Source organism: Streptomyces sp. TLI_105 (assembly GCF_900105415.1).
Lineage (GTDB): Bacteria > Actinomycetota > Actinomycetes > Streptomycetales > Streptomycetaceae > Streptomyces.
Window position 1 is genome coordinate 1,729,160 of sequence record NZ_FNSM01000001.1, and the last position, 18,975, is coordinate 1,748,134.

At 71.7% G+C, this 18,975-nt stretch carries 17 protein-coding genes; 7 read left to right on the forward strand and 10 right to left on the reverse strand.

From position 1 onward, the window contains the following. Positions 1-32: 32 nt before the first annotated feature. The 6 genes from BLW86_RS07970 to BLW86_RS07995 all read right to left on the reverse strand — a co-directional run bounded on the left by BLW86_RS07970 (position 33) and on the right by BLW86_RS07995 (position 4,184). Positions 33-1,451, reverse strand: coding sequence for a nucleobase:cation symporter-2 family protein (locus BLW86_RS07970; RefSeq protein ID WP_093873370.1), 1,419 nt, complete (start codon positions 1,449-1,451; stop codon positions 33-35). Between the two features lie 73 nt (positions 1,452-1,524). Continuing rightward, positions 1,525-2,448, reverse strand: coding sequence for a factor-independent urate hydroxylase (pucL, locus tag BLW86_RS07975; RefSeq protein ID WP_093873371.1), 924 nt, complete (start codon positions 2,446-2,448; stop codon positions 1,525-1,527). A 5-nt stretch (positions 2,449-2,453) separates the two neighbouring features. Then, on the reverse strand, positions 2,454-2,843 hold the full coding sequence (gene uraH / locus BLW86_RS07980) for a hydroxyisourate hydrolase (protein ID WP_017236881.1): 390 nt from the start codon (positions 2,841-2,843) through the stop codon (positions 2,454-2,456). Next, positions 2,840-3,391, reverse strand: a complete 552-nt coding sequence (gene uraD / locus BLW86_RS07985; RefSeq protein WP_093873372.1) for a 2-oxo-4-hydroxy-4-carboxy-5-ureidoimidazoline decarboxylase — start codon at positions 3,389-3,391, stop codon at positions 2,840-2,842. Before uraD ends, uraH begins: the two co-directional genes overlap by 4 nt. Positions 3,392-3,546: 155 nt before the next feature. Then, complete coding sequence (locus BLW86_RS07990; protein WP_093878560.1) at positions 3,547-3,885, reverse strand: helix-turn-helix domain-containing protein; 339 nt, start codon at positions 3,883-3,885, stop codon at positions 3,547-3,549. Between the two features lie 44 nt (positions 3,886-3,929). Beyond that, positions 3,930-4,184: a thiamine-binding protein gene (locus BLW86_RS07995; RefSeq protein WP_030691434.1), complete on the reverse strand. Its 255-nt coding sequence runs from the start codon at positions 4,182-4,184 to the stop codon at positions 3,930-3,932. Positions 4,185-4,321: 137 nt separating this feature from the next. Here BLW86_RS07995 and BLW86_RS08000 point away from each other — a divergent pair, with 137 nt between their 5' ends. The 3 genes from BLW86_RS08000 to BLW86_RS08010 all read left to right on the forward strand — a co-directional run bounded on the left by BLW86_RS08000 (position 4,322) and on the right by BLW86_RS08010 (position 7,763). Further along, complete coding sequence (locus BLW86_RS08000; protein WP_093873373.1) at positions 4,322-5,155, forward strand: TIM barrel protein; 834 nt, start codon at positions 4,322-4,324, stop codon at positions 5,153-5,155. Between the two features lie 47 nt (positions 5,156-5,202). Continuing rightward, positions 5,203-6,093 carry a 2-hydroxy-3-oxopropionate reductase gene (locus BLW86_RS08005; RefSeq protein WP_093873374.1) on the forward strand — a complete coding sequence of 297 codons (891 nt, stop codon included), beginning with the start codon at positions 5,203-5,205 and terminating at the stop codon, positions 6,091-6,093. Positions 6,094-6,305: 212 nt separating this feature from the next. Beyond that, positions 6,306-7,763, forward strand: coding sequence for a catalase (locus BLW86_RS08010; RefSeq protein ID WP_093873375.1), 1,458 nt, complete (start codon positions 6,306-6,308; stop codon positions 7,761-7,763). A gap of 396 nt (positions 7,764-8,159) precedes the next feature. Here BLW86_RS08010 and BLW86_RS08015 read toward each other — a convergent pair whose 3' ends face one another. After that, the gene (locus BLW86_RS08015; protein ID WP_093878561.1) at positions 8,160-9,362 is read right to left on the reverse strand and encodes an MFS transporter; all 1,203 of its coding nucleotides are present in this window, start codon (positions 9,360-9,362) and stop codon (positions 8,160-8,162) included. Positions 9,363-9,420: 58 nt separating this feature from the next. On the opposite strand from BLW86_RS08015, the gene BLW86_RS08020 reads away from it, so the two are divergent. Further along, the gene (locus BLW86_RS08020) at positions 9,421-10,395 is read left to right on the forward strand and encodes an ArsR/SmtB family transcription factor (protein ID WP_093873376.1); all 975 of its coding nucleotides are present in this window, start codon (positions 9,421-9,423) and stop codon (positions 10,393-10,395) included. 89 nt (positions 10,396-10,484) lie between these two features. Here the strand turns inward: BLW86_RS08020 and gcl are convergent, their stop codons facing one another. Next, positions 10,485-12,263 carry a glyoxylate carboligase gene (gcl, locus tag BLW86_RS08025; protein ID WP_093873377.1) on the reverse strand — a complete coding sequence of 593 codons (1,779 nt, stop codon included), beginning with the start codon at positions 12,261-12,263 and terminating at the stop codon, positions 10,485-10,487. A 1,490-nt stretch (positions 12,264-13,753) separates the two neighbouring features. Between gcl and BLW86_RS08035 the strand changes: the two genes are divergently transcribed. The 3 genes from BLW86_RS08035 (at position 13,754) to BLW86_RS08045 (ending at position 15,657) form a co-directional block, all read left to right on the forward strand. Further along, positions 13,754-14,212, forward strand: coding sequence for a hypothetical protein (locus BLW86_RS08035; RefSeq protein ID WP_371129460.1), 459 nt, complete (start codon positions 13,754-13,756; stop codon positions 14,210-14,212). 88 nt (positions 14,213-14,300) lie between these two features. Next, positions 14,301-15,101, forward strand: a complete 801-nt coding sequence (locus BLW86_RS08040) for a TIGR04222 domain-containing membrane protein (RefSeq protein WP_093878562.1) — start codon at positions 14,301-14,303, stop codon at positions 15,099-15,101. Between the two features lie 19 nt (positions 15,102-15,120). Beyond that, positions 15,121-15,657, forward strand: coding sequence for a GNAT family N-acetyltransferase (locus BLW86_RS08045; protein WP_093873378.1), 537 nt, complete (start codon positions 15,121-15,123; stop codon positions 15,655-15,657). Here BLW86_RS08045 and BLW86_RS08050 read toward each other — a convergent pair. Together BLW86_RS08050 and BLW86_RS08055 are read right to left on the reverse strand one after the other, a co-directional pair. Then, on the reverse strand, positions 15,654-17,246 hold the full coding sequence (locus BLW86_RS08050) for an AMP-binding protein (protein ID WP_093873379.1): 1,593 nt from the start codon (positions 17,244-17,246) through the stop codon (positions 15,654-15,656). The genes BLW86_RS08045 and BLW86_RS08050 overlap by 4 nt on opposite strands. Next, positions 17,243-18,928 (reverse strand): AMP-binding protein, encoded by a 1,686-nt coding sequence (locus BLW86_RS08055; protein ID WP_093873380.1) that lies wholly within the window; start codon positions 18,926-18,928, stop codon positions 17,243-17,245. The genes BLW86_RS08050 and BLW86_RS08055 overlap by 4 nt, the downstream gene beginning before the upstream one ends. Positions 18,929-18,975: the final 47 nt, after the last annotated feature.

The following is an 18,975-nucleotide window of genomic DNA, read 5'->3' on the forward strand; positions in this document are numbered from 1 at the left end:
TTCCTCGGGGATGGTTCGGGCACGGCAGGACCCTAGGAGGATTTGAGTGCCGGAGCGGTGTGACGGCTCCGGGTGCCGAGATGGTGGAAGAAAAGGTTCAGCAGGACGGCCACGAGCGCGCCCGCGCTGATGCCGGAGCCGAGCACCGTCTGCGCCCAGGCGGGGAAGCCGGCGTAGAAGGTGGGCGCGGCGAGCGGGATGATGCCCGCTCCGAGCGCGACGGCCACCAGGATGATGTTGGAGCTGTCGTCGAGTCCGGCCTCGGACAGGGTACGGATGCCGCTGACCGCGATCGAGCCGAAGAGGACGATGCCGGCGCCGCCGAGGACGGGCATCGGGACCATGGAGACGACCGCGCCGAGGACGGGGAAGGCGCCGAGGACGAGGAGGGCGCCGCCGGCGACGGCGACCACGTACCGGGAGCGGACCCGGGTCAGCGAGACGACGCCGACGTTCTGCGCGAAGGCGGAGGTCGGGAAGCCGCCGAAGACGGGGCCGAGCAGGGTGGCGATGCCGTCGGTGCGCAGGCCGCGGGTGATGGTCTTCCCGTCGCTGCGGCGCTCGCAGATCTCGCCGAGGGCGAGCATGCCGGCGCTGGACTCGGTCATGAGGACCAGCATCACGATGCACAGGGAGAGGATCGCGGCGGGCTGGAACTCGGGGGCGCCGAAGGCGAAGGGGGCGGGCAGGGCCGCGACGGGAGCCTCGCGCAGGGCGCTGAAGTCGGCCATGCCGAAGGGGATCGCGGCGAGGGTGCCGATGAGGAGTCCGAGCAGCAGGGCGATCTGCTTGACGAAGCCCTTGCCGAAGCGCTGGAAGAGCAGGATGACGACGAGCGTGAAGGCGGCGAGCGCCAGGTACTTCATGGAGCCGAAGTCGTCGGCGGTCTTGTCGCCGCCCTGGGCCCAGCCGACGGGCACGGGCATGAGGGTGACCCCGATGAGGGTGATCACGACGCCGGTGACGAGCGGCGGGAAGAAGCGCAGCAGCCTGCCGAAGAAGGGTCCGACGGCGAGGCAGAAGACTCCGGCGACCATCACCGCGCCGTAGATGGCGGGGAGTTGGTGTCCGGTGGCGCTGGTCTCGGCGATGGCGAGCATCGGGGCGATGCCGGCGGACGAGGCGGCGTTGACGAACGGGAGCCGGTTGCCGGCGAAGCGTCCGAGGCCGAGGGTCTGCAGGATGGTCGCGCAGCCGGCGATGAGCAGGCTGGCCGCGATGAGCCGTGTCATTCCTGCGGCGTCCAGGCCGACGGCCTGGCCGATGATGAGCGGAGGGGTGACGACGCCGGCGTACATGGCGGCGATGTGCTGGAGTGCCGCGGGGACGAGCCGCGAGGCGGGGAGCTTCTCGTCCACCGGGTGGCACTCGACCGACGCCGAGGCGGTGGTGGACGGAAGGGTGGAACACGGGCCTTCGGCGTTCGCCGGCCCCTTTGCAGGCTGAGCCATTGTTGTTCCCTCCGGTCCGGTTCACCGGCCCCGCCCGACTGCGGGCGGGCGGGGCCGGTGACGCGGATGCCGCTTAGAGGTTGGTCATGTCGACCGGGATCTGCGCCGTGGCTCCGTCGCGGAGGACGGTGGCCTCGATGAGGCCGTACATGCGGTCGGCGGCGTAGTAGACCTCGTTGTCGTTCTTCAGGCCGAAGGGCTCGAGGTCCACCAGGAAGTGGTGCTTGTTCGGGAGCGAGAAGCGGACTTCGTCGATCTCCGAGCGGTGGTTGATGATGCGCGTGGCCATCTGGTACAGCGTCTGCTGGAGGGAGTACGAGTACGTCTCCGAGAAGGCCTCGAGCATGTGCTTCCTGGTCTGCTCGTAGGACCGCTCCCAGTTGGGCATGCGCTGGTCGTCGTCGGTCCAGTTGAACCGCCAGCGACCGGACACCTGGGTGGCCAGGATGCGGTCGTACGCCTCCTGGAGCGTCGTGTACTGGTCCTTGATGTAGCCCCAGAACTCCGAGTTGGTGGAGTTCATGACGACGAGGTCCTTGAGGCCGGAGATGACCTCCCACTTCTCGCCGTCGTAGGTGATCTGCGAGACGCGGGTCTCCTGGCCCTTGCGGGCGAAGGAGTGGTTGACCTCGTCGGCGCCGATGAACTTGGAGTTGGCGTCGGAGGAGGCGATGCGCTCCCAGGCGTACTCCTCGATCCGGATGCGCGCCTTCTTGATCGGCTCCTGGCTCGTCACGAAGTGGCGGGCGAGGTGGATGCCGAACTGCTCGGCGGACTCGATGCCGTACTCCTTGGCGAACGCGAAGACGGTGTTCTTCGTCGTGTCGGTGGGGAGGCAGTGGGCGTTGGAGCCGGTGAGGTGGACGTCGTCGAGGTCGCCGGAGAGGGCGACGGAGACGTTCAGGTCCTTGATGTGGTGGGTGGCGCCGTCCCGCGTGATCTTGACGACGCGGTTCTCTGCTTTGCCGTACTGGTTCTGGCCGAGAATCGTGGGCATGTCTGCTAGCTCCCTCGGTAAACGGAGTAGCCGAACGGGTTGAGCAGCAGCGGTACGTGGTAGTGCTCGCCCGGCTTGACGGCGAACGTGATCGCCACCTCCGGGAAGAACGCACCGCTGTCCCTTACGCGGGGGGCGTCCTGCTGCGCCTCGGCTTGCTTCTTGGCGAAGTACGTCTCGGTCTCGAAGTCGAGACGCACGTGGGTGGTTTCTTCCGGCAGCGCCGGCAGGTCCTTGCAGCGCCCGTCCGCGTCGGTGGCGGAGCCGCCGAGCGTGACCCACTGCGCGTCGGAGCCGCTGCGGGCCGCGAGCGTGATGGCCACGCCCTCGGCCGGGCGGCCGATGCTGGTGTCCAGGATGTGCGTGGACACCGAGGCGGTGGTGTCGGTGCTCATGCGGAGCTCTCTTCCTCGGAGGTCTCGGAGGTCTCGGGGTTCTCGGTGGTCTCCACGAGACGGGTCAGCCGGATGCGGTTGATCTTGCCCAGTTCGGTGCGGACGATCTCCCGCTCCGTCTCGGGCGAGTTCCCGATCCGCTCCCGGACCGCGTCGCGCATCTGCTCGCCGGTCCTGCCGGTGGCGCAGATGAGGAAGACATGACCGAACTTCTCCTGATAGGCCAGGTTCAGTTCGAGCATCTCGGCCTTGAGCTCCGCGGAGGCGCCGGCCATCCCGCTCTGCTCGCGGGAGGAGGTCGGGTCCCCTGCCTTCGGACGACCGATCGGCGGGTGCCCCGCCATCGCCTCGGCCAGATCCTCGGCGGTCAGCTCGGCCATGGCGGCGTCGCTGGCGAGGAAGAGGGCTTCGGCGGTGGAGTACGGGCGCTGGGCGAGGACCTTGCTCCCCCACGCCGAACTGGAACACACCTCGTGGAGCGCGGCGACGGCCTCGCTGTCCGAGGAGGTGTTGAACCGGGTGAGGCCCGGTGTCGTACCTGAAGTCACGGGAAGCCTCCGTGGCTGTTTTTCGCTGTGCGTCGGACGGGCTGCGGATAGCTAACGCCCTCCGCAACACAACGTCAACACTTTGTTGAAAACTCGGCCACACAAAAGCCGTCGTCCCGACATCTGGACGACGGCTCCCGGCCACACATGATCAACTACTCGGCCTTGGCGGCCTTTTCCCTGTTCAGGGCGGTCTCCCGGTTCAGGTAGTTGTACACCGTGAAACGGCTGACGCCGAGCGCGCCCGCCACCGTCTCCACCCCATGGCGCACCGAGAAGGCACCGCGCGCCTCCAGGATCCGGACGACCTCCTGCTTCGCCTTGCGGTCCAGTTCGGCCAGCGGCATCCCGTGCCGCCGTTCCATCGCCGCGAGGATGTGGTCCAGGGAGTCCGAAAGCTGGGGCAGGCGCACGGCGAGGACGTCCTCGCCCTCCCAGGACAGGACGACGTCGTCGCCCTCCGCCTGCGCGGGGACGAGCAGCTCGGCGCCCATGGCGTCGACCAGGGGCTTCACCGCCGCGACCAAGGGGTGCTCGCTCACTTGCCGCCCTCCCCGATCACGTTCACCTGGAGCGAGACGCGCGTGGCGCCGGCCGCGAGCGACTCGCGCAGCAGGGCGTCGACGGCGGTGAGCACCGCGTCGGCGTCGCCTTCCGCCGTGTTGCCGAAGGGACCTACGTCCACCGCGTCCAGCTCGGCCGACTGGATGACCTCACGAGCCACGACCGCGTGCGCCGGCGCCTCGTCGAGGTCGAACGGCTCGGTCGTGAACTCCACTCTCAAACGCTCCATGGCCCCACGCTACGGCCCCACCCGGCCGCGCGGGAGCCCCGGACCTGCGGGGACCCCTTGACAAGTGCGGCGCCCGCCTTGCAACATTCCGTCAGACAGAAACTTACTTCCGCAATACGGAAGGAGCGCCGCCCCTCATGGGATACACGGACCAGCGCTTCGATGTGAACCTGTCGATCCTCTTCACGGAACTCCCGCTCCTGGAGCGCCCCGCGGCCGCCGCCGCGGCGGGCTTCACCGCGGTCGAGCTGTGGTGGCCCTGGATCGACACCGCCACCCCCGAGCAGAGCGAGCTCGACGCCCTCAAGAAGGCTCTTGAGGACGCCGGCACCCAGCTGGTGGGCCTGAACTTCTACGCCGGGCAGCTCCCCGGCCCGGACCGCGGAGCCCTCTCCGTGCCCGGGGAAGAGTCGGACCGCTTCCGCGCCAACATCGAGGTGGCCGCCGACTTCGCCGCCTCGGTCGGCTGCAAGGCGCTCAACGCCCTCTACGGCAACCGCGTCGAAGGCGTGGACCCGCAGATCCAGGACACCCTCGCCCTGGAGAACCTGGTGCTGGCCGCCCGCGCGGCCGACCGCATCGGTGCGATCCTCCTCGTCGAGACCCTCAACAAGCCGGAGTCGCCGCTCTACCCGCTGGTGAGCGCCCCCGCCGCGATCGAGGTCATCGACAAGGTGAACGCGGCCACCGGCCTCGGCAACGCCAAGTTCCTCCTCGACGTCTACCACCTGTCGATGAACGGCGAGGACGTCAGCCAGGTCATCGCGGAGTACGCGGCCAAGACCGGCCACGTCCAGATCGCGGACAACCCGGGCCGTGGCGCGCCGGGCACCGGCGACCTGCCGCTCGAGCAGCTCCTCGACGAGCTGAAGAAGGCCGGTTACGACGGCTGGGTCGGCCTGGAGTACAAGGCCGCCGACGCCGCCGCTTCCTTCGAGTGGCTGCCCGCCGAGGCCCGCCCGGCCCGCTGACGCAGGCCCCCTCCCCGTATCACCTTGTTTTGAGAGGCACCCTCACCATGAGCACTCTTCCCAAGATCGCGTGGATCGGCCTCGGCATCATGGGCTCCCCCATGTCCGAGAACCTGATCAAGGCCGGCTACTCCGTCACCGGCTTCACCCTGGAGCAGGACAAGCTGGAGCGCCTGTCCGCCGCCGGCGGCACCGCAGCCGGCTCGATCGCCGAGGCCGTCAAGGACGCCGACGTCATCATCACGATGGTGCCCGCCTCCCCGCAGGTCGAGGCCATCGCCTACGGCCCCGACGGCATCCTGGAGAACGCCAAGCAGGGCGCGCTGATCGTGGACATGTCCTCGATCACCCCGCAGACCTCGGTCGACCTGGCGAAGAACGCCAAGGAGAAGGGCATCCGCGTCATCGACGCGCCCGTCTCCGGCGGCGAGGCCGGCGCCATCGAGGCCGTGCTCTCGATCATGGTCGGCGGCGAGCGGGCCGACTTCGACGAGGCCCTCCCGATCCTGGAGGCCCTCGGCAAGACCATCGTGCTCTGCGGCCCGCACGGCTCCGGCCAGACGGTGAAGGCCGCCAACCAGCTGATCGTCGCCGTCAACATCCAGGCGTGCGCCGAGGCCGTGGTCTTCCTGGAGAAGTCGGGCGTGGACCTGAACGCCGCCCTCGACGTCCTCAACGGCGGTCTGGCCGGCTCGACCGTGCTGACCCGCAAGAAGGACAACTTCCTGAACCGGGACTTCAAGCCCGGCTTCCGGATCGACCTGCACCACAAGGACATGGGCATCGTCACCGACGCCGCCCGCAACGTCGGTGCGGCCCTCCCGGTCGGCGCGGTCGTCGCCCAGCTCGTCGCCTCGCTCCGCGCGCAGGGTGACGGCGGCCTGGACCACTCGGCCCTGCTGCGCGCCGTCGAGCGCCTCTCCGGCCAGCAGGTCTGATCCCTGGGGCCTGTCTTCCGGGCCAGGCCCCAGCCCCTTCCCGGGGCCCCTGATTTCCGGTCGGCGGCGGCGCTGACAACCTGTCCTGTCGCGCCCAGGCGTCGCCGCCGACCGGAACACCACACTTCATTTTCAACAAACTGTTGACGGTACGTTCAAGCCGAATTTACGCTCCTCGCACCGTCAGCAGAGCTCCCGTACGGAAGGTCACGATGTCGAAGCGCGTGCTTACGACCGAGTCCGGCGCCCCCGTCGCCGACAACCAGAACTCCGCCACCGCCGGCGTCGGTGGCCCTCTCCTCCTCCAGGACCAGCACCTGCTGGAGAAGCTCGCGCGCTTCAACCGTGAGCGGATCCCGGAGCGCGTGGTGCACGCCCGCGGCTCCGGCGCGTACGGCTACTTCGAGGTGACCGACGACGTCACCGCGTACACCAAGGCGAACTTCCTCGGCGAGGTCGGCAAGCGGACCGAGACCTTCATCCGCTTCTCCACCGTGGCCGACTCGCTCGGCGGCGCGGACGCGGTCCGCGACCCCCGCGGCTTCGCCCTGAAGTTCTACACCGAAGAGGGCAACTACGACCTCGTCGGCAACAACACCCCGGTGTTCTTCATCAAGGACCCGATCAAGTTCCCCGACTTCATCCACTCGCAGAAGCGCGACCCCTTCACGGGCCGTCAGGAGCCGGACAACGTCTGGGACTTCTGGGCGCACGCCCCCGAGGCCACCCACCAGATCACCTGGCTCATGGGCGACCGCGGCATCCCGGCCTCGTACCGCCACATGAACGGCTACGGCTCGCACACCTACCAGTGGACCAACGAGGCGGGCGAGGCCTTCTTCGTCAAGTACCACTTCAAGACGAACCAGGGCATCCGCTCCCTCTCCGCCGAGCAGGCCGCCGAGCTCGTCGGCAAGGACGCCAACTCGCACCAGACCGACCTGCTCCAGGCCATCGAGCGCGGTGTGAACCCCTCCTGGACCCTGTACGTCCAGATCATGCCGGCCGCCGAGGCCGCGGACTACCGCTTCAACCCGTTCGACCTCACCAAGGTGTGGCCGCACGCCGACTACCCGCTGCAGCGCGTGGGCCGCCTGGTCCTCGACCGCAACCCGGACAACGTCTTCGCCGAGGTCGAGCAGGCAGCGTTCTCCCCGAACAACTTCGTCCCGGGCATCGGCCCCTCGCCGGACAAGATGCTCCAGGGCCGCCTCTTCGCCTACGCGGACGCCCACCGCTACCGCCTCGGCGTGAACCACACCCAGCTCCCGGTGAACGCCCCCAAGGCGACCGTGGCCGAGAACTACGGCCGCGACGGCCTCATGGCCACCCGCAACGGCTCGCGCCACGACAAGAACTACGAGCCCAACTCGTACCAGGGCCCGGCCCAGACCGACGCCGCGCTCTCCGCGCCGCTCGCGATCCACGGCTGGACCGGCACGCACGAGGCGCCGCAGCACACCAAGGACGACGACTTCTTCCAGGCCGGCGAGCTCTACCGCCTGATGTCCGAGGACGAGAAGAAGCGTCTGGTCGCCAACATCGCCGGCGGTCTGTCCCAGGTGTCCCGCGAGGACGTCATCGAGAAGAACCTCGCGCACTTCGCCGCCGCCGACGCGGACTACGGCAAGCGCGTGGCCGAGGCGGTCCGCGCCCTGCGCGAGGACTGACCGCACAGCAACACCCAGACTGCGTACGGCATCTGACGGGAGGTCAGTGCAGTACGCGGTCCGGATCGCCGGCCCGGATGAGGGGTGGTCGGCGGACCGGACAAGCGTGAGGACCGCGGCGGCTCCGAGCCAGTGCGGTGGTCAGGACGCCGGGCCCCCTTCTTGACCTGAAGGAAGGGGAACCGCCACGGCGCCCGTCGGCACCGCCGCGGTCCCAACGCCCCCTTTCCGAGGGGATGAAAGCCCCCTTCCGAGGGGCCCCGAGACTCCGCCCGGCGACGCGAACGTCCTGTCGCGCCAGCCTCGTGCCGCCGGGCGGTCACCAACGGGAGAGCGCGGAACCAGGTTTACGGTCCCTGGTTCCGCGCTCTTCTTCTTTTTCCGCGGGTACGGAAGTCAGCGCACGCCGACCGGGTCGCAGCCGAGCGGCACCTCGCCGGCCTCGTCCCTCCCCTCCGCCCGGGCGAGCACGAACGTCACGGTGAGCGAGGCGAGGGCGAGCAGCACCATCCCCGCGCGCGGCGACGTGTACTGGGCGAGGGTGCCGGCCAGCGCCGCGCTCACCCCCTGGAGCGCCAGCATCCCCGAGGTGTGCAGCCCGAGGGCGTGACCGCTCAGCTCCTCCGGCACCAGCGTCATGAGCCGCTCCTGGTGCAGCAGGCTCGCCCCGTACCCGACCGCCGACACGGTCACGAGGACGAGCGCGAGGGGAAGCCCCGGATCGAGGGCGAACAGCAGGAACGGGGCCGCGAGCAGCGCCTGGAGCGGGAAGCGGATCCTGCCGCGCAGCCGCGCCGGCAGGAAGCGGCCGACGGCGGTGTCACCGACCAGCATCCCGAACGCGCCGCAGGCGAAGAGGAGCCCGGCGCGCTCGGGGGCGTACGGCACGAAGAGGGACTCGCAGCCGACGACGAGACCGTTCGGCACCCAGAGCGCGAGGTAGGCGCGGCGGCGGGCGGGCACGGCCCAGAGCCGTGCGTTGGTGCGCCAGGTCTCGGCGACCGACGGCCGCCCGGCCGCCCGGGGCGGGCGCGCCCCGAGGCCGAGGCGGGCGGTCAGGGCGGCGGCGAGGTAGAGCCCGGCACCGGCCAGGACCGTGCCGCGCGGCGAGAGCAGGGCGACGAGGAGCCCTCCCGCGGCGAAGCCGCCGATCTGGCAGGCGCCGGCGGCCATGTTCATCACGGAGCGGCCGAGGAGGTACTCCTCGCGCGGGAGGATCTCGTTCAGGAGCCCGTGGCGGACCCCGCCGCCCAGCGAGGCCGCGAGCCCCTCCGCGAGCAGGATCACGAAGACCGCCCAGGTCGGCAGGGCGGGGATCGCCAGGACGGCGGTGCCCAGGGCGAAGAAGAGGGCGATGCCCCAGAGCGCGGTGCGCGGCGGCAGCCGGTCGGCGGCGGAGAGCAGGGTGGTCGCGCCGAGGAGCTGGGCGAGCGAGGGGCCGAAGAGGGCCAGGGCGGAGAGGAACGGGGACCCGGTCGCGCGGAAGACGAGCGTGGCGAGACCGAGTCCGGCGACGGTCTGGGCGGCGGTGTGGGCGGCGCCGGTGAGGAAGAGCGGGGTGAATTCGGGCGTGCGGAAGAGCGCGCGGTAGCGGGGCATGCGGGGAGTCTGGGAGAGGGCGGCGGACCACCGGTACTGTTTCGTGGGGAGGCGAAACATGGGCTGGTGGCGGATCGGCACGGACCCCTTGGCGGGGAGCTCGTTCCTGCTCTCGCCGCTCGCCGAGACGGTCGCCTCGCTCAAAACCCTGCACGCGGCGGTCCCCACGCACCCGGGCGAGCGGGCATGGCTCGGCCGGCACCTGCCCGCGTACCGGGAGCGACTCGCGGCCGAGCCGCTCGACGCGCTGCTCGTGCGGGCGGCGATCAGCCCCACCTGGAACGCGGACTTCCTCACCCCGACCCCGCTGGGCGACCGCGAGCGGAGCTTCGAGGAGGAGGTCGAGGCGGTCCGGGCCACCGAACCCTACGATGCCGTCGACCAGTTGGCGGTGTCGATCGGCGGCCCCGTGCCGGAGCCGCTGCGCTCGGCGCGCGATCTGCCGGAGCGGCTCGCGGGCGTGCTCGGCTGGGTGTGGCGGGAGACGGTACGGCCGGAGTGGGCGCGGCGGCGGCGGATCCTGGAGGCCGACGTGATGGCGCGGACCGCCATGCTGAGCCGCGGCGGCTGGGCGGCGGCGCTCGACGAGCTGCGCCCGGGGAAGATGCGCTGGCTCGGCGACGGACGTCTCCAGGTCAACGCCCGTGACTATCCGCCGCGTTCGGTCGACCGGGGGCGTCTGCTGTTCGTGCCGGTGACGCCGGCGACCGGCTGGGTGTCCTGGGAGGGGACGGAGCGGTACGCGATCGTCTACGCCTGCGCGGGAGTCCTGGCGGACGCGGCGGGCCCGACGGTCCCGGAGGCCTTGGGGGCCCTGCTCGGGACGGCCCGCGCCGGGGTGCTCGTACGGCTCGAGTCCCCGCTGTCCACCAGCCAGCTGGTGGCGCTCACCGGCCAGGGCCTCGGCTCGGTCGGCCGCCACCTGAAGGTGCTGCTCGACGCCGGACTCGTACGGCGGGGGCGGGCGGGCCGCTCGGTGCTGTACGAGTGGACGGAGGCGGGCGCGGTGCTCGTGCGGGCACAGGCAGGTTGAGGCTCCCGCCCGCCCTCGTGGCCGCACGGGGAGACCCCCGCCCCGGTGCTCCTCGGGGCGGGGGTCGGTCCCTCTGACGAGGGGGACGATCAGGCCTGGAGGGCCTTGATCGCGGTCGGCGCGTGGCCGGGCTCGGTGGCCAGCTCCTCGAACTCGGTGACGTCGCTCATGTCGACCGTCTTGCTCATGGCGATGTTGGTGATGCGCTCCAGGATCGCCTCGACGACGACCGGGACCTGGTGCTCGACGGCCAGCTTCTTGGCCTCTTCCAGGGCCTCGCCGAGCTTGTCCGGGTCGGTGACGCGGATGGCCTTGACGCCCAGGCCCTCGGCGACCTTGACGTGGTCGACGCCGTAGACGCCGATCTCCGGGGTGTTGATGTTCTCGAACTCGAGGTTGACCTCGAAGTTGATGCCGAGGTTGCCCTGCGCCTGGCGGATCAGACCGAGGTAGGCGTTGTTCACGAGGACGTGGACGTAGGGGACCTTGTGCTGGGCGGCGACCGCCAGCTCCTCGATCATGAACTGGAAGTCGTAGTCGCCGGAGAGCGCGACGACCGGGGTCTCCGGGTCGGCGGTGGCGGCACCGATGGCGGCCGGGATCGTCCAGCCGAGCGGGCCGGCCTGGCCGCAGTTGATCCAGTGGCGCGGCTTGTAGACGTGCAGGAACTGCGCGGCCGCGATCTGGGAGAGACCGATGGTGGTGACGTAGCGGGTCTCCGGGCCGAAGGCCTTGTTCATCTCCTCGTAGACGCGCTGCGGCTTGATCGGGATGTTGTCGAAGTGCGTGCGGCGCTGGAGGGTGGCCTTGCGCTCCTGCGCGGAGGCGGCCCAGGCGGAGAAGTCGGGGAGCTTGCCCGCGGCCTTCCACTCCTTGGCGATCTCGACGAAGAGCTCCAGGGCGACCTTGGCGTCGGAGGCGATTCCGTAGTCCGGGGCGAAGATCTTGCCGATCTGGGTCGGCTCGATGTCGACGTGGACGAACTTCCGGCCCTTGGTGTAGGCGTCCATGTTGTAACCGGTGTGGCGGTTGGCCCAGCGGTTGCCGATGCCCAGGACGAAGTCCGACTCCAGGAAGGTCGCGTTGCCGTAGCGGTGCGCGGTCTGGACGCCGACCATGCCGGCCGCCAGCTCGTGGTCGTCCGGGATGGTGCCCCAGCCCATGAGGGTGGAGATGACCGGGATGTCGGTCAGCTCGGCGAACTCGACGAGCAGGTCGGAGGCGTCGGCGTTGATGATGCCGCCGCCGGCGACGATCAGCGGGCGCTCGGACTCCAGGAGGAAGCCCAGGGCCTTCTCGGCCTGGGCGCGGGTCGCGGACGGCTTGTAGACCGGCAGCGGCTCGTAGGTCTCCGGGTCGAACTCGATCTCGGTCAGCTGGACGTCGATCGGCAGGTCGATGAGGACCGGGCCGGGGCGGCCGGAGCGCATCAGGTGGAAGGCCTGCTGGAAGACGCCGGGGACCTGCGCGGCCTCCAGGACGGTCGTCGCGGCCTTGGTGACCGGCTTGGCGATCGAGGCGATGTCGACGGCCTGGAAGTCCTCCTTGTGGAGCTTCGAGACCGGAGCCTGGCCGGTGATGCAGAGGATCGGGATGGAGTCCGCGATGGCCGAGTACAGGCCGGTGATCATGTCGGTGCCGGCGGGGCCGGACGTACCGATGCAGACGCCGATGTTGCCGGCCTTGGCACGGGTGTAGCCCTCGGCCATGTGGGACGCGCCCTCGACGTGGCGGGCGAGGGTGTGGCCGACGCCGCCCACGTTCTTGAGCTCGCGGTAGAAGGGGTTGATCGCCGCGCCGGGGACGCCGAACGCCTGGGTGACGCCTTCGCGCTTGAGGATCTCAACGGCCGCTGCGGCGGCGGTCATACGAGGCATGGGAGTGCTCCTGCTTCGGCCGGGCGGATCCAGGCGGGCGCCTCGTCTCGGGAGGCTCCGGCACCTGTTTCCGTAATGCGGAAATGCTGTTCTGCTATACGGAAGCAATGTAGGTCGGGGTCCGGAGGGCCGTCAAGAGAAGTCCGCCCGCCGGGATCACGGAAGTGGCCGAACACCCACCCCCGGGCCGTCGGATGGGTGGACGATGGGGCGGAACGACAGGGGGTTGGGCTGTGGGCGAGTCGATACCGGTGCGCTGTCCGGAATGCCTGCGCACGCAGGCGTACGCGGCACCCGTCTTCCCCTGCGCGTGCGGGAGCCCCGTCGCGCCACCGGTCCTGGCGGGCGCGGTCGCGGAGCCGATCACGCACCGGAACTGGGCGGACGAATGGGTCACCGTCCGCTGCGGGGCCTGCGGCCACGAGAACGACTGGCCGCACCCGGAACTGGGCTGCCCGTGCGGGGCGGTGCTGCGGGTCCCCGTACGCCCGGTGGAACCGGACCCGACGGAGGGGGCAACCGCCGCCGACGGTTCAAACGGCACGGCGGACGGCGTGGCCGGAACGGGGGGCCTTTCCGCCCCGGGCCGGGAACCGGGGGCGCCCCCGTCGCCACTGACTCCCGGCTCGCGACCCCCGCGAGCGGCGGGGGGACGGGGCAGGGGCGGCCCCGGCGCGGACGGGGGCCGTGCGGGCGGGTCCGGTACGGGCGGGTCCGGTACGGGCGGGTCCGGTACGGGCGGGTCCGGTGCCGGCAGGGCTGGTAGGGGCGCTCCCGGCGCTGGCGGGGTCCCTACGGACGGATCCGGTACGGGCGGGGTCTATACGGGCGGATCTGGTACAGGCGGGGCTGCCCCCGGCCGGGCCGGTACGGGCCACGGCCCGGAGGCGGCCGGGCCCGGGCCGGACGGGTTCGGCACGGGAGCTCCCGGAACCGGCGGAACCGGGACGGCCGGCGGGACGGCCGAGGGTGCCTCTGGAGGGGCGGCCCGTGCTGCGGCCGGCGACGCCGGTGGGGCCGCCGGCAGGCGGGCCCGCGGGGCCGCCGAGGGTGCGTCCGGCGCCGACGGCACGGCGCGCGGCGGGCGGGCCGACAGCGCTACCGGCAGACGGGCCGCCGAGACCACCGGGGGCACGTCCGGCGGCGCCGACAGCGCCGCCGACGGGCGGGCCGGGGGCGAGGCGCCCCTCCGTGGGGTCCCCTCCGCGCCCGGGGAAGCCGGATCCCCATGGTTCGGGCCGGGGCCGAAGGCCCGGGGCTTCGCCGGCCCGACGGGGCGCGGCACAGGCGAGACCGGCCCCGTCGGGCGCGGCCCGGGCGAGACCGGCCCCGCCGGGCGTGGTGCGGACGCGACCGGCCCCACCGGGCGCGGTACGGACGCGACCGGCCCCACCGGGCGCGGCTCGGACGCGACTGGTCCCGTCGGGCGCGGCCCGGGCGAGACCGGCCCCGCCGGGCGTGGTGCGGACGCGACCGGCCCGGTGGGGCACCGTACGTTCGCCGAGCGGTACCCCGCGCGCGTACCGCTGCCGCCCACGGCCCCCCGTCCGGCTCCGCTGCGCGGGGCGTTCCGGCCGGTGACGATCCGGACCTCGCGGGACGCGGTCGCGGCGGCGGCCGGGTACCTGCGCTGGCTCGGCTTCAGGGACGTCGTGCAGCCCGAGGAGCGCCCCGCGTCCGGCGTGGACCTGCGCGCTCCCGGCCTGGTCGCCCAGGTCGACCCGAGCACCCGGCCCACCGGGCTGCGGGCCGTCGAGTGCCTCTGGCTCAACGGGCTCAGCACGGCCGCCGTGAGCGTCTTCTTCTCGCTCGCGGGCTACACCCCGGAGGCCCGCTCGCGGGCCGCCGAGGTCGGCCTCCCGCTCTTCGTCCTCGACCTGACCGGCACCCCGCAGCCGGTCAACGACGCCGCGGACGAACTGACGGCGGGCGGCGCCTGAGCCTCACAACTCCTCGGCATGCGAAATCGGCCATTCACGCGTGACGATCACGCTCCGCCGGGCACAACACCCTCGGGGGGTGGGCGTCATGCCGACGGGGACGTGGTGGTTCATCGGAGCGGCCTGGGGCGGACTGCTGCTCGCCGCCCTGCTGTTGAGAAGCGGCGGAACACGCAGCGCGGAGGGCGGGACGGTCGACGTGCCACCGCCGCAGGCCCTCGCGCTGCTGCGGGGCGGCCGGCGGGCGGCCGTCACGGTCGCCCTGGTGGCGCTGCACCAGCGCGGGGCGGTCGCGGCGGGGCGTAAACATACGATTCGGGCCAATGGCGGACCGGGCCGCACGCGTGACCCCGTACAGCTCGGAGTGCACCGGGCACTGCGCCGGGCCCTCGCGCTGGGGACCCTCGCGCAGCGCCCCGAGGCGCGGCGGGCCGTGGACGCGCTGCGCGGCGAGCTGTGCGGGGCCGGGCTGCTGCGGCCGCCGGAGCGGCTGTGGACCGCCCGGGCGCTGCTGGGCTGCGTACCGCTGACGGCCCTGGTGGGGCCGTACGCGGCCGGGGCGTCCGGGACGGGCCTCGCCGTGGCGCTCGCGGCCGGGGCGCCGCCCGCCGTCGCGGCGTTGGCGCTGCTGCGGCTGCCGGACACGACGGGGGCGGCGCGGCGGCTCCTCGCGGGCCTGCGGGAGCGGTATCCGCTGCCGGCCCACCGGCGCGAGGTGACGGACGGGTGGCTCGTCCAGCTGTACGTGGCGCTGTACGGGGATCCGGCCCTGGCCCTGTTCCTGCCCCGCTTCTCGCGTGAGGGAGGCCTGCTCGACCGGCCGCCGGAGGACGACGGGAACCGGCCCCCGGCGGACGGAGGCCCGGTCGCGGGCGGCGCCTCGTGCTGAGGCCGCGCCATACTGGCGTATGCGCATCAGAGCGGCCGCTCCGGCCGAACTCCCGCTGCTCCAGGACATCGAACGGGCGGCGGGCGAGCCGTTCCGCACCCTCGGCATGGCGGCGATCGCCGACGACGACCCGCTGCCCCTGGACGTCCTGGAGACCTACCGCCGTGCGGGCCGGGCGTGGGTGGCGGTGGACGCCGCCGACCGCCCGGTCGCGTACCTGCTGACGGACACGGTCGACGGCGCCGCCCACATCGAGCAGGTGTCGGTGCACCCGGACGCCGCCCGCCGGGGCGTCGGCCGGGCGCTGATCGAGCATCTGGCGGCGGCCGCCAGGGAACAGGGCCTGGCGGCCCTGACGCTGACGACCTTCGCCGAGGTCCCGTGGAACGCCCCGTACTACACGCGGCTCGGCTTCCGCCCGCTCGCCGACTCCGACCCGGCGCTGACGGAGGGCCTGCGGGCCATCAGCCGCGCCGAGGCGGCCCACGGTCTGTCGCTCTGGCCCCGCGTCTGCATGCGCCGGGAAGTGGTCCAGGGGGTGTCCGACAATCCCTAGGACCCCTCTCCGTACTTCTGCCTGAGCTCCACCTTCCGTACCTTGCCGCTCACCGTCATCGGGAACTCGGTGAGGATCTCCATCCTGCGCGGGATCTTGTAGTGGGCGAGCCGGTCGCGGCAGAAGGCGGTGATCTCGTCCAGGGTGGGCGGGGCGGCGGGGTCGCGCGGGATCACGCAGGCCAGGATCTCCTCGCCGTACCGCTCGTCGGGGACGCCGACGACCTGGACGTCCGCGATCTTGGGGTGTCCGTAGAGGAACTCCTCGATCTCGCGCGGGTACACGTTCTCCCCGCCCCGGATGATCATGTCCTTGATGCGGCCGACGATCTGCACGTAGCCGTCGTCCCGCATGACCGCGAGGTCCCCGGTGTGCATCCAGCGGCCGGTGTCGATCGCCTCTGCGGTCTTCTCCGGCTCGTCCCAGTAGCCGAGCATCACGCTGTAGCCGCGGGTGCACAGCTCCCCCGCCGTGCCGCGCTCGACGGTCAGCCCGGTCGCCGGGTCGACGACCTTCACCTCGACGTGCGGCATGACCCGGCCGACGGTGCCGGTGCGGCGCTCCAGGTCGTCGTCGCGGCGGGTCTGGGTGGAGACGGGCGAGGTCTCGGTCATGCCGTAACAGATCGACACCTCCGCCATGTTCATCTCGGCGACGACCCGCTTCATCACCTCGACCGGGCACGGCGAGCCCGCCATGATCCCGGTGCGGAGCGTGGAGAGGTCGTAGTCGGCGAAGTCGGGCAGGTTGAGCTCGGCGATGAACATCGTCGGCACCCCGTACAGCGAGGTGCAGCGCTCCTCCTGGACCGCCCGGAGGGTGGCGGCGGGGTCGAAGGAGGCGGCCGGGATGACCATGCAGGCGCCGTGCGAGGTGGCCGCGAGGTTCCCCATGACCATGCCGAAGCAGTGGTAGAAGGGCACCGGGACGCAGATGCGGTCCTGCTCGCTGTAGGCGATCATCTCGCCCACGAAGTAACCGTTGTTGAGGATGTTGTGGTGGGAGAGCGTGGCGCCCTTCGGGAAGCCCGTGGTGCCCGAGGTGTACTGGATGTTGACGGGCTCGTCGCAGGAGAGCGGTTCCGGACGCAGCTCCCCGGCCGTCCGGGCGAGCAGCGCGTCCCAGCTCGGGTCGCCGAAGTAGACCGCCTCGCGCAACTCCGGGCATTCACCGCGCACTTGCTCGACCATGGAGCGGTAGTCGCTCGTCTTGTGGGCGAGGGAGGCGAAGAGCAGGGAGATGCCGGCCTGCTTGAGCACGTACGCCACCTCGTGGGCACGGTAGGCCGGGTTGATGTTGACCATGATCGCGCCGATGCGGGCGGTCGCGTACTGGACGAGGACCCACTCGGCGCAGTTCACGGCCCAGATGCCGACCCGGTCGCCCTTGGCGACCCCGCTGCCGAGGAGCGCGGACGCCAACCGGTCGACGTCCGCGCCGAATTCGGCGTACGTCCAGCGGCGCCCCGTCGGCACGTCGACGAGGGCCTCGCGGTCGGGCCAGGCGGCGACGGCCCGGTCGAGGTTGGCGCCGATGGTGTCGCCGAGGAGCGGCGTCTCCGACACCCCGTGCGCGTACGAGAGATTCATCCGAGGTCCCCTTCCACGTACTCCTTGCCGCCGCCCTCCGCCGTCAACCGGCGCAGTTCGACGCGGCGGATCTTGCCGGAGACGGTCTTGGGCAGGTCGGCGAACTCGATGCGCCGGACCCGCTTGTACGGGGCGAGGACCGCGCGCGAGTGGGCGAAGAGGGCCTTCGCGGTCTCCTCGCCCGGCTCCCAGCCCGCCGCGAGGACGATGTACGCCTTGGGGACGGCGAGCCGCAGCGGATCGGGCGCGGGGACGACGGCCGCCTCGGCGACGGCCTCGTGCTCCAGGAGGGCGCTCTCCAGCTCGAAGGGGCTGATCTTGTAGTCGGAGGCCTTGAAGACGTCGTCGGCGCGCCCGATGTACGTGATGTAGCCGTCCGCGTCCCGGGAGCCGATGTCGCCGGTGCGGTAGTAGCCGCCCTCCATCGCCTCCGCCGTGCGCTCCGGGTCGCCGTGGTAGCCGGTCATCAGGCCCACCGGCTTGGCGGCGAGGTCGAGACAGATCTCGCCCTCCTCGACGTCCGCCCGGCCGCTCACCGGGTCGACGAGGGTGACCCGGAAGCCGGGGCTGGGGCGCCCCATGGAGCCCTCCTTGAGCCGCTGGCCGGGGCTGTTGGACACCTGGACGGCAGTCTCGGTCTGGCCGAAGCCGTCCCGGATGGTGACGCCCCAGGCGCGCCGCACCGACTCGATGACCTCGGGGTTGAGCGGCTCGCCGGCGGCCACGACCTCGCGCGGCGGGGTCTTCAGCTGGCCGAGGTCGGCCTGGATCAGCATCCGCCACACGGTCGGCGGGGCGCAGAAGCTGGTGACGCCGTTCCGCTCCATCTCGTCCATGAGCCGGGCCGGGTCGAAGCGGGTGTAGTTGTGGATGAAGACGGTCGCCTCCGCGTTCCACGGGGCGAAGAGGTTGGACCAGGCGTGCTTGGCCCAGCCCGGCGAGGAGATGTTGAGGTGCACGTCTCCGGGCTTGAGGCCGATCCAGTACATCGTCGAGAGGTGCCCGACGGGGTACGAGGTGTGGGTGTGCTCGACCAGCTTGGGGCGGGCGGTGGTGCCGGAGGTGAAGTACAGCATCAGGGTGTCGTCGGCGAGGGTGACGCCGTCGGGCTCGAAGACGTCCGACTCCTGGGAGGCGAGCTCGTACCCCAGCCAGTCCGCCCCGTCGCCGCCGACGGAGATCCGGGTGTAGTCCCCGGGGACGTCGTCGAACTTGGCGGTGTCCTCGGCGCGCACGATGACGTGCCGGGCGCGGCCCCGGTCGACGCGGTCGCGCAGGTCGGCGGGGCCGAGGAGCGGGGTGGCGGGGATGAGGACGGCGCGCAGCTTCATCGCGGCGAGCACGGTCTCCCACAGCTCGACCTGGTTGCCGAGCATCAGGATGATCCGGTCGCCGGCGCGCACGCCCTGGGCCCGGAGCCAGTTCGCGACCCTGTTCGAGCGGGCGGACATCTCGGCGAAGCTCACCCGCGTCTCGGAGCCGTCCTCCTCGACGATGTGCAGCGCGGTCCGGTCGTTGTCCCGCGCGATGACGTCGAACCATTCGAGCGCCCAGTTGAAACGGTCGGGCCGGGGCCAGGCGAAGCCCTCGTAGGCCGTCTCGTAGTCCTCGCGATGCTGCAGCAGGAAGTCCCGGGCGGCCCGGAACCTCTCCGTCGCACCGGTCGCGCTCGTGGCCGTCATGTGTCCTCCTCATTGCGGGACTGTCCCGGACATCGTGTAATCGGTGA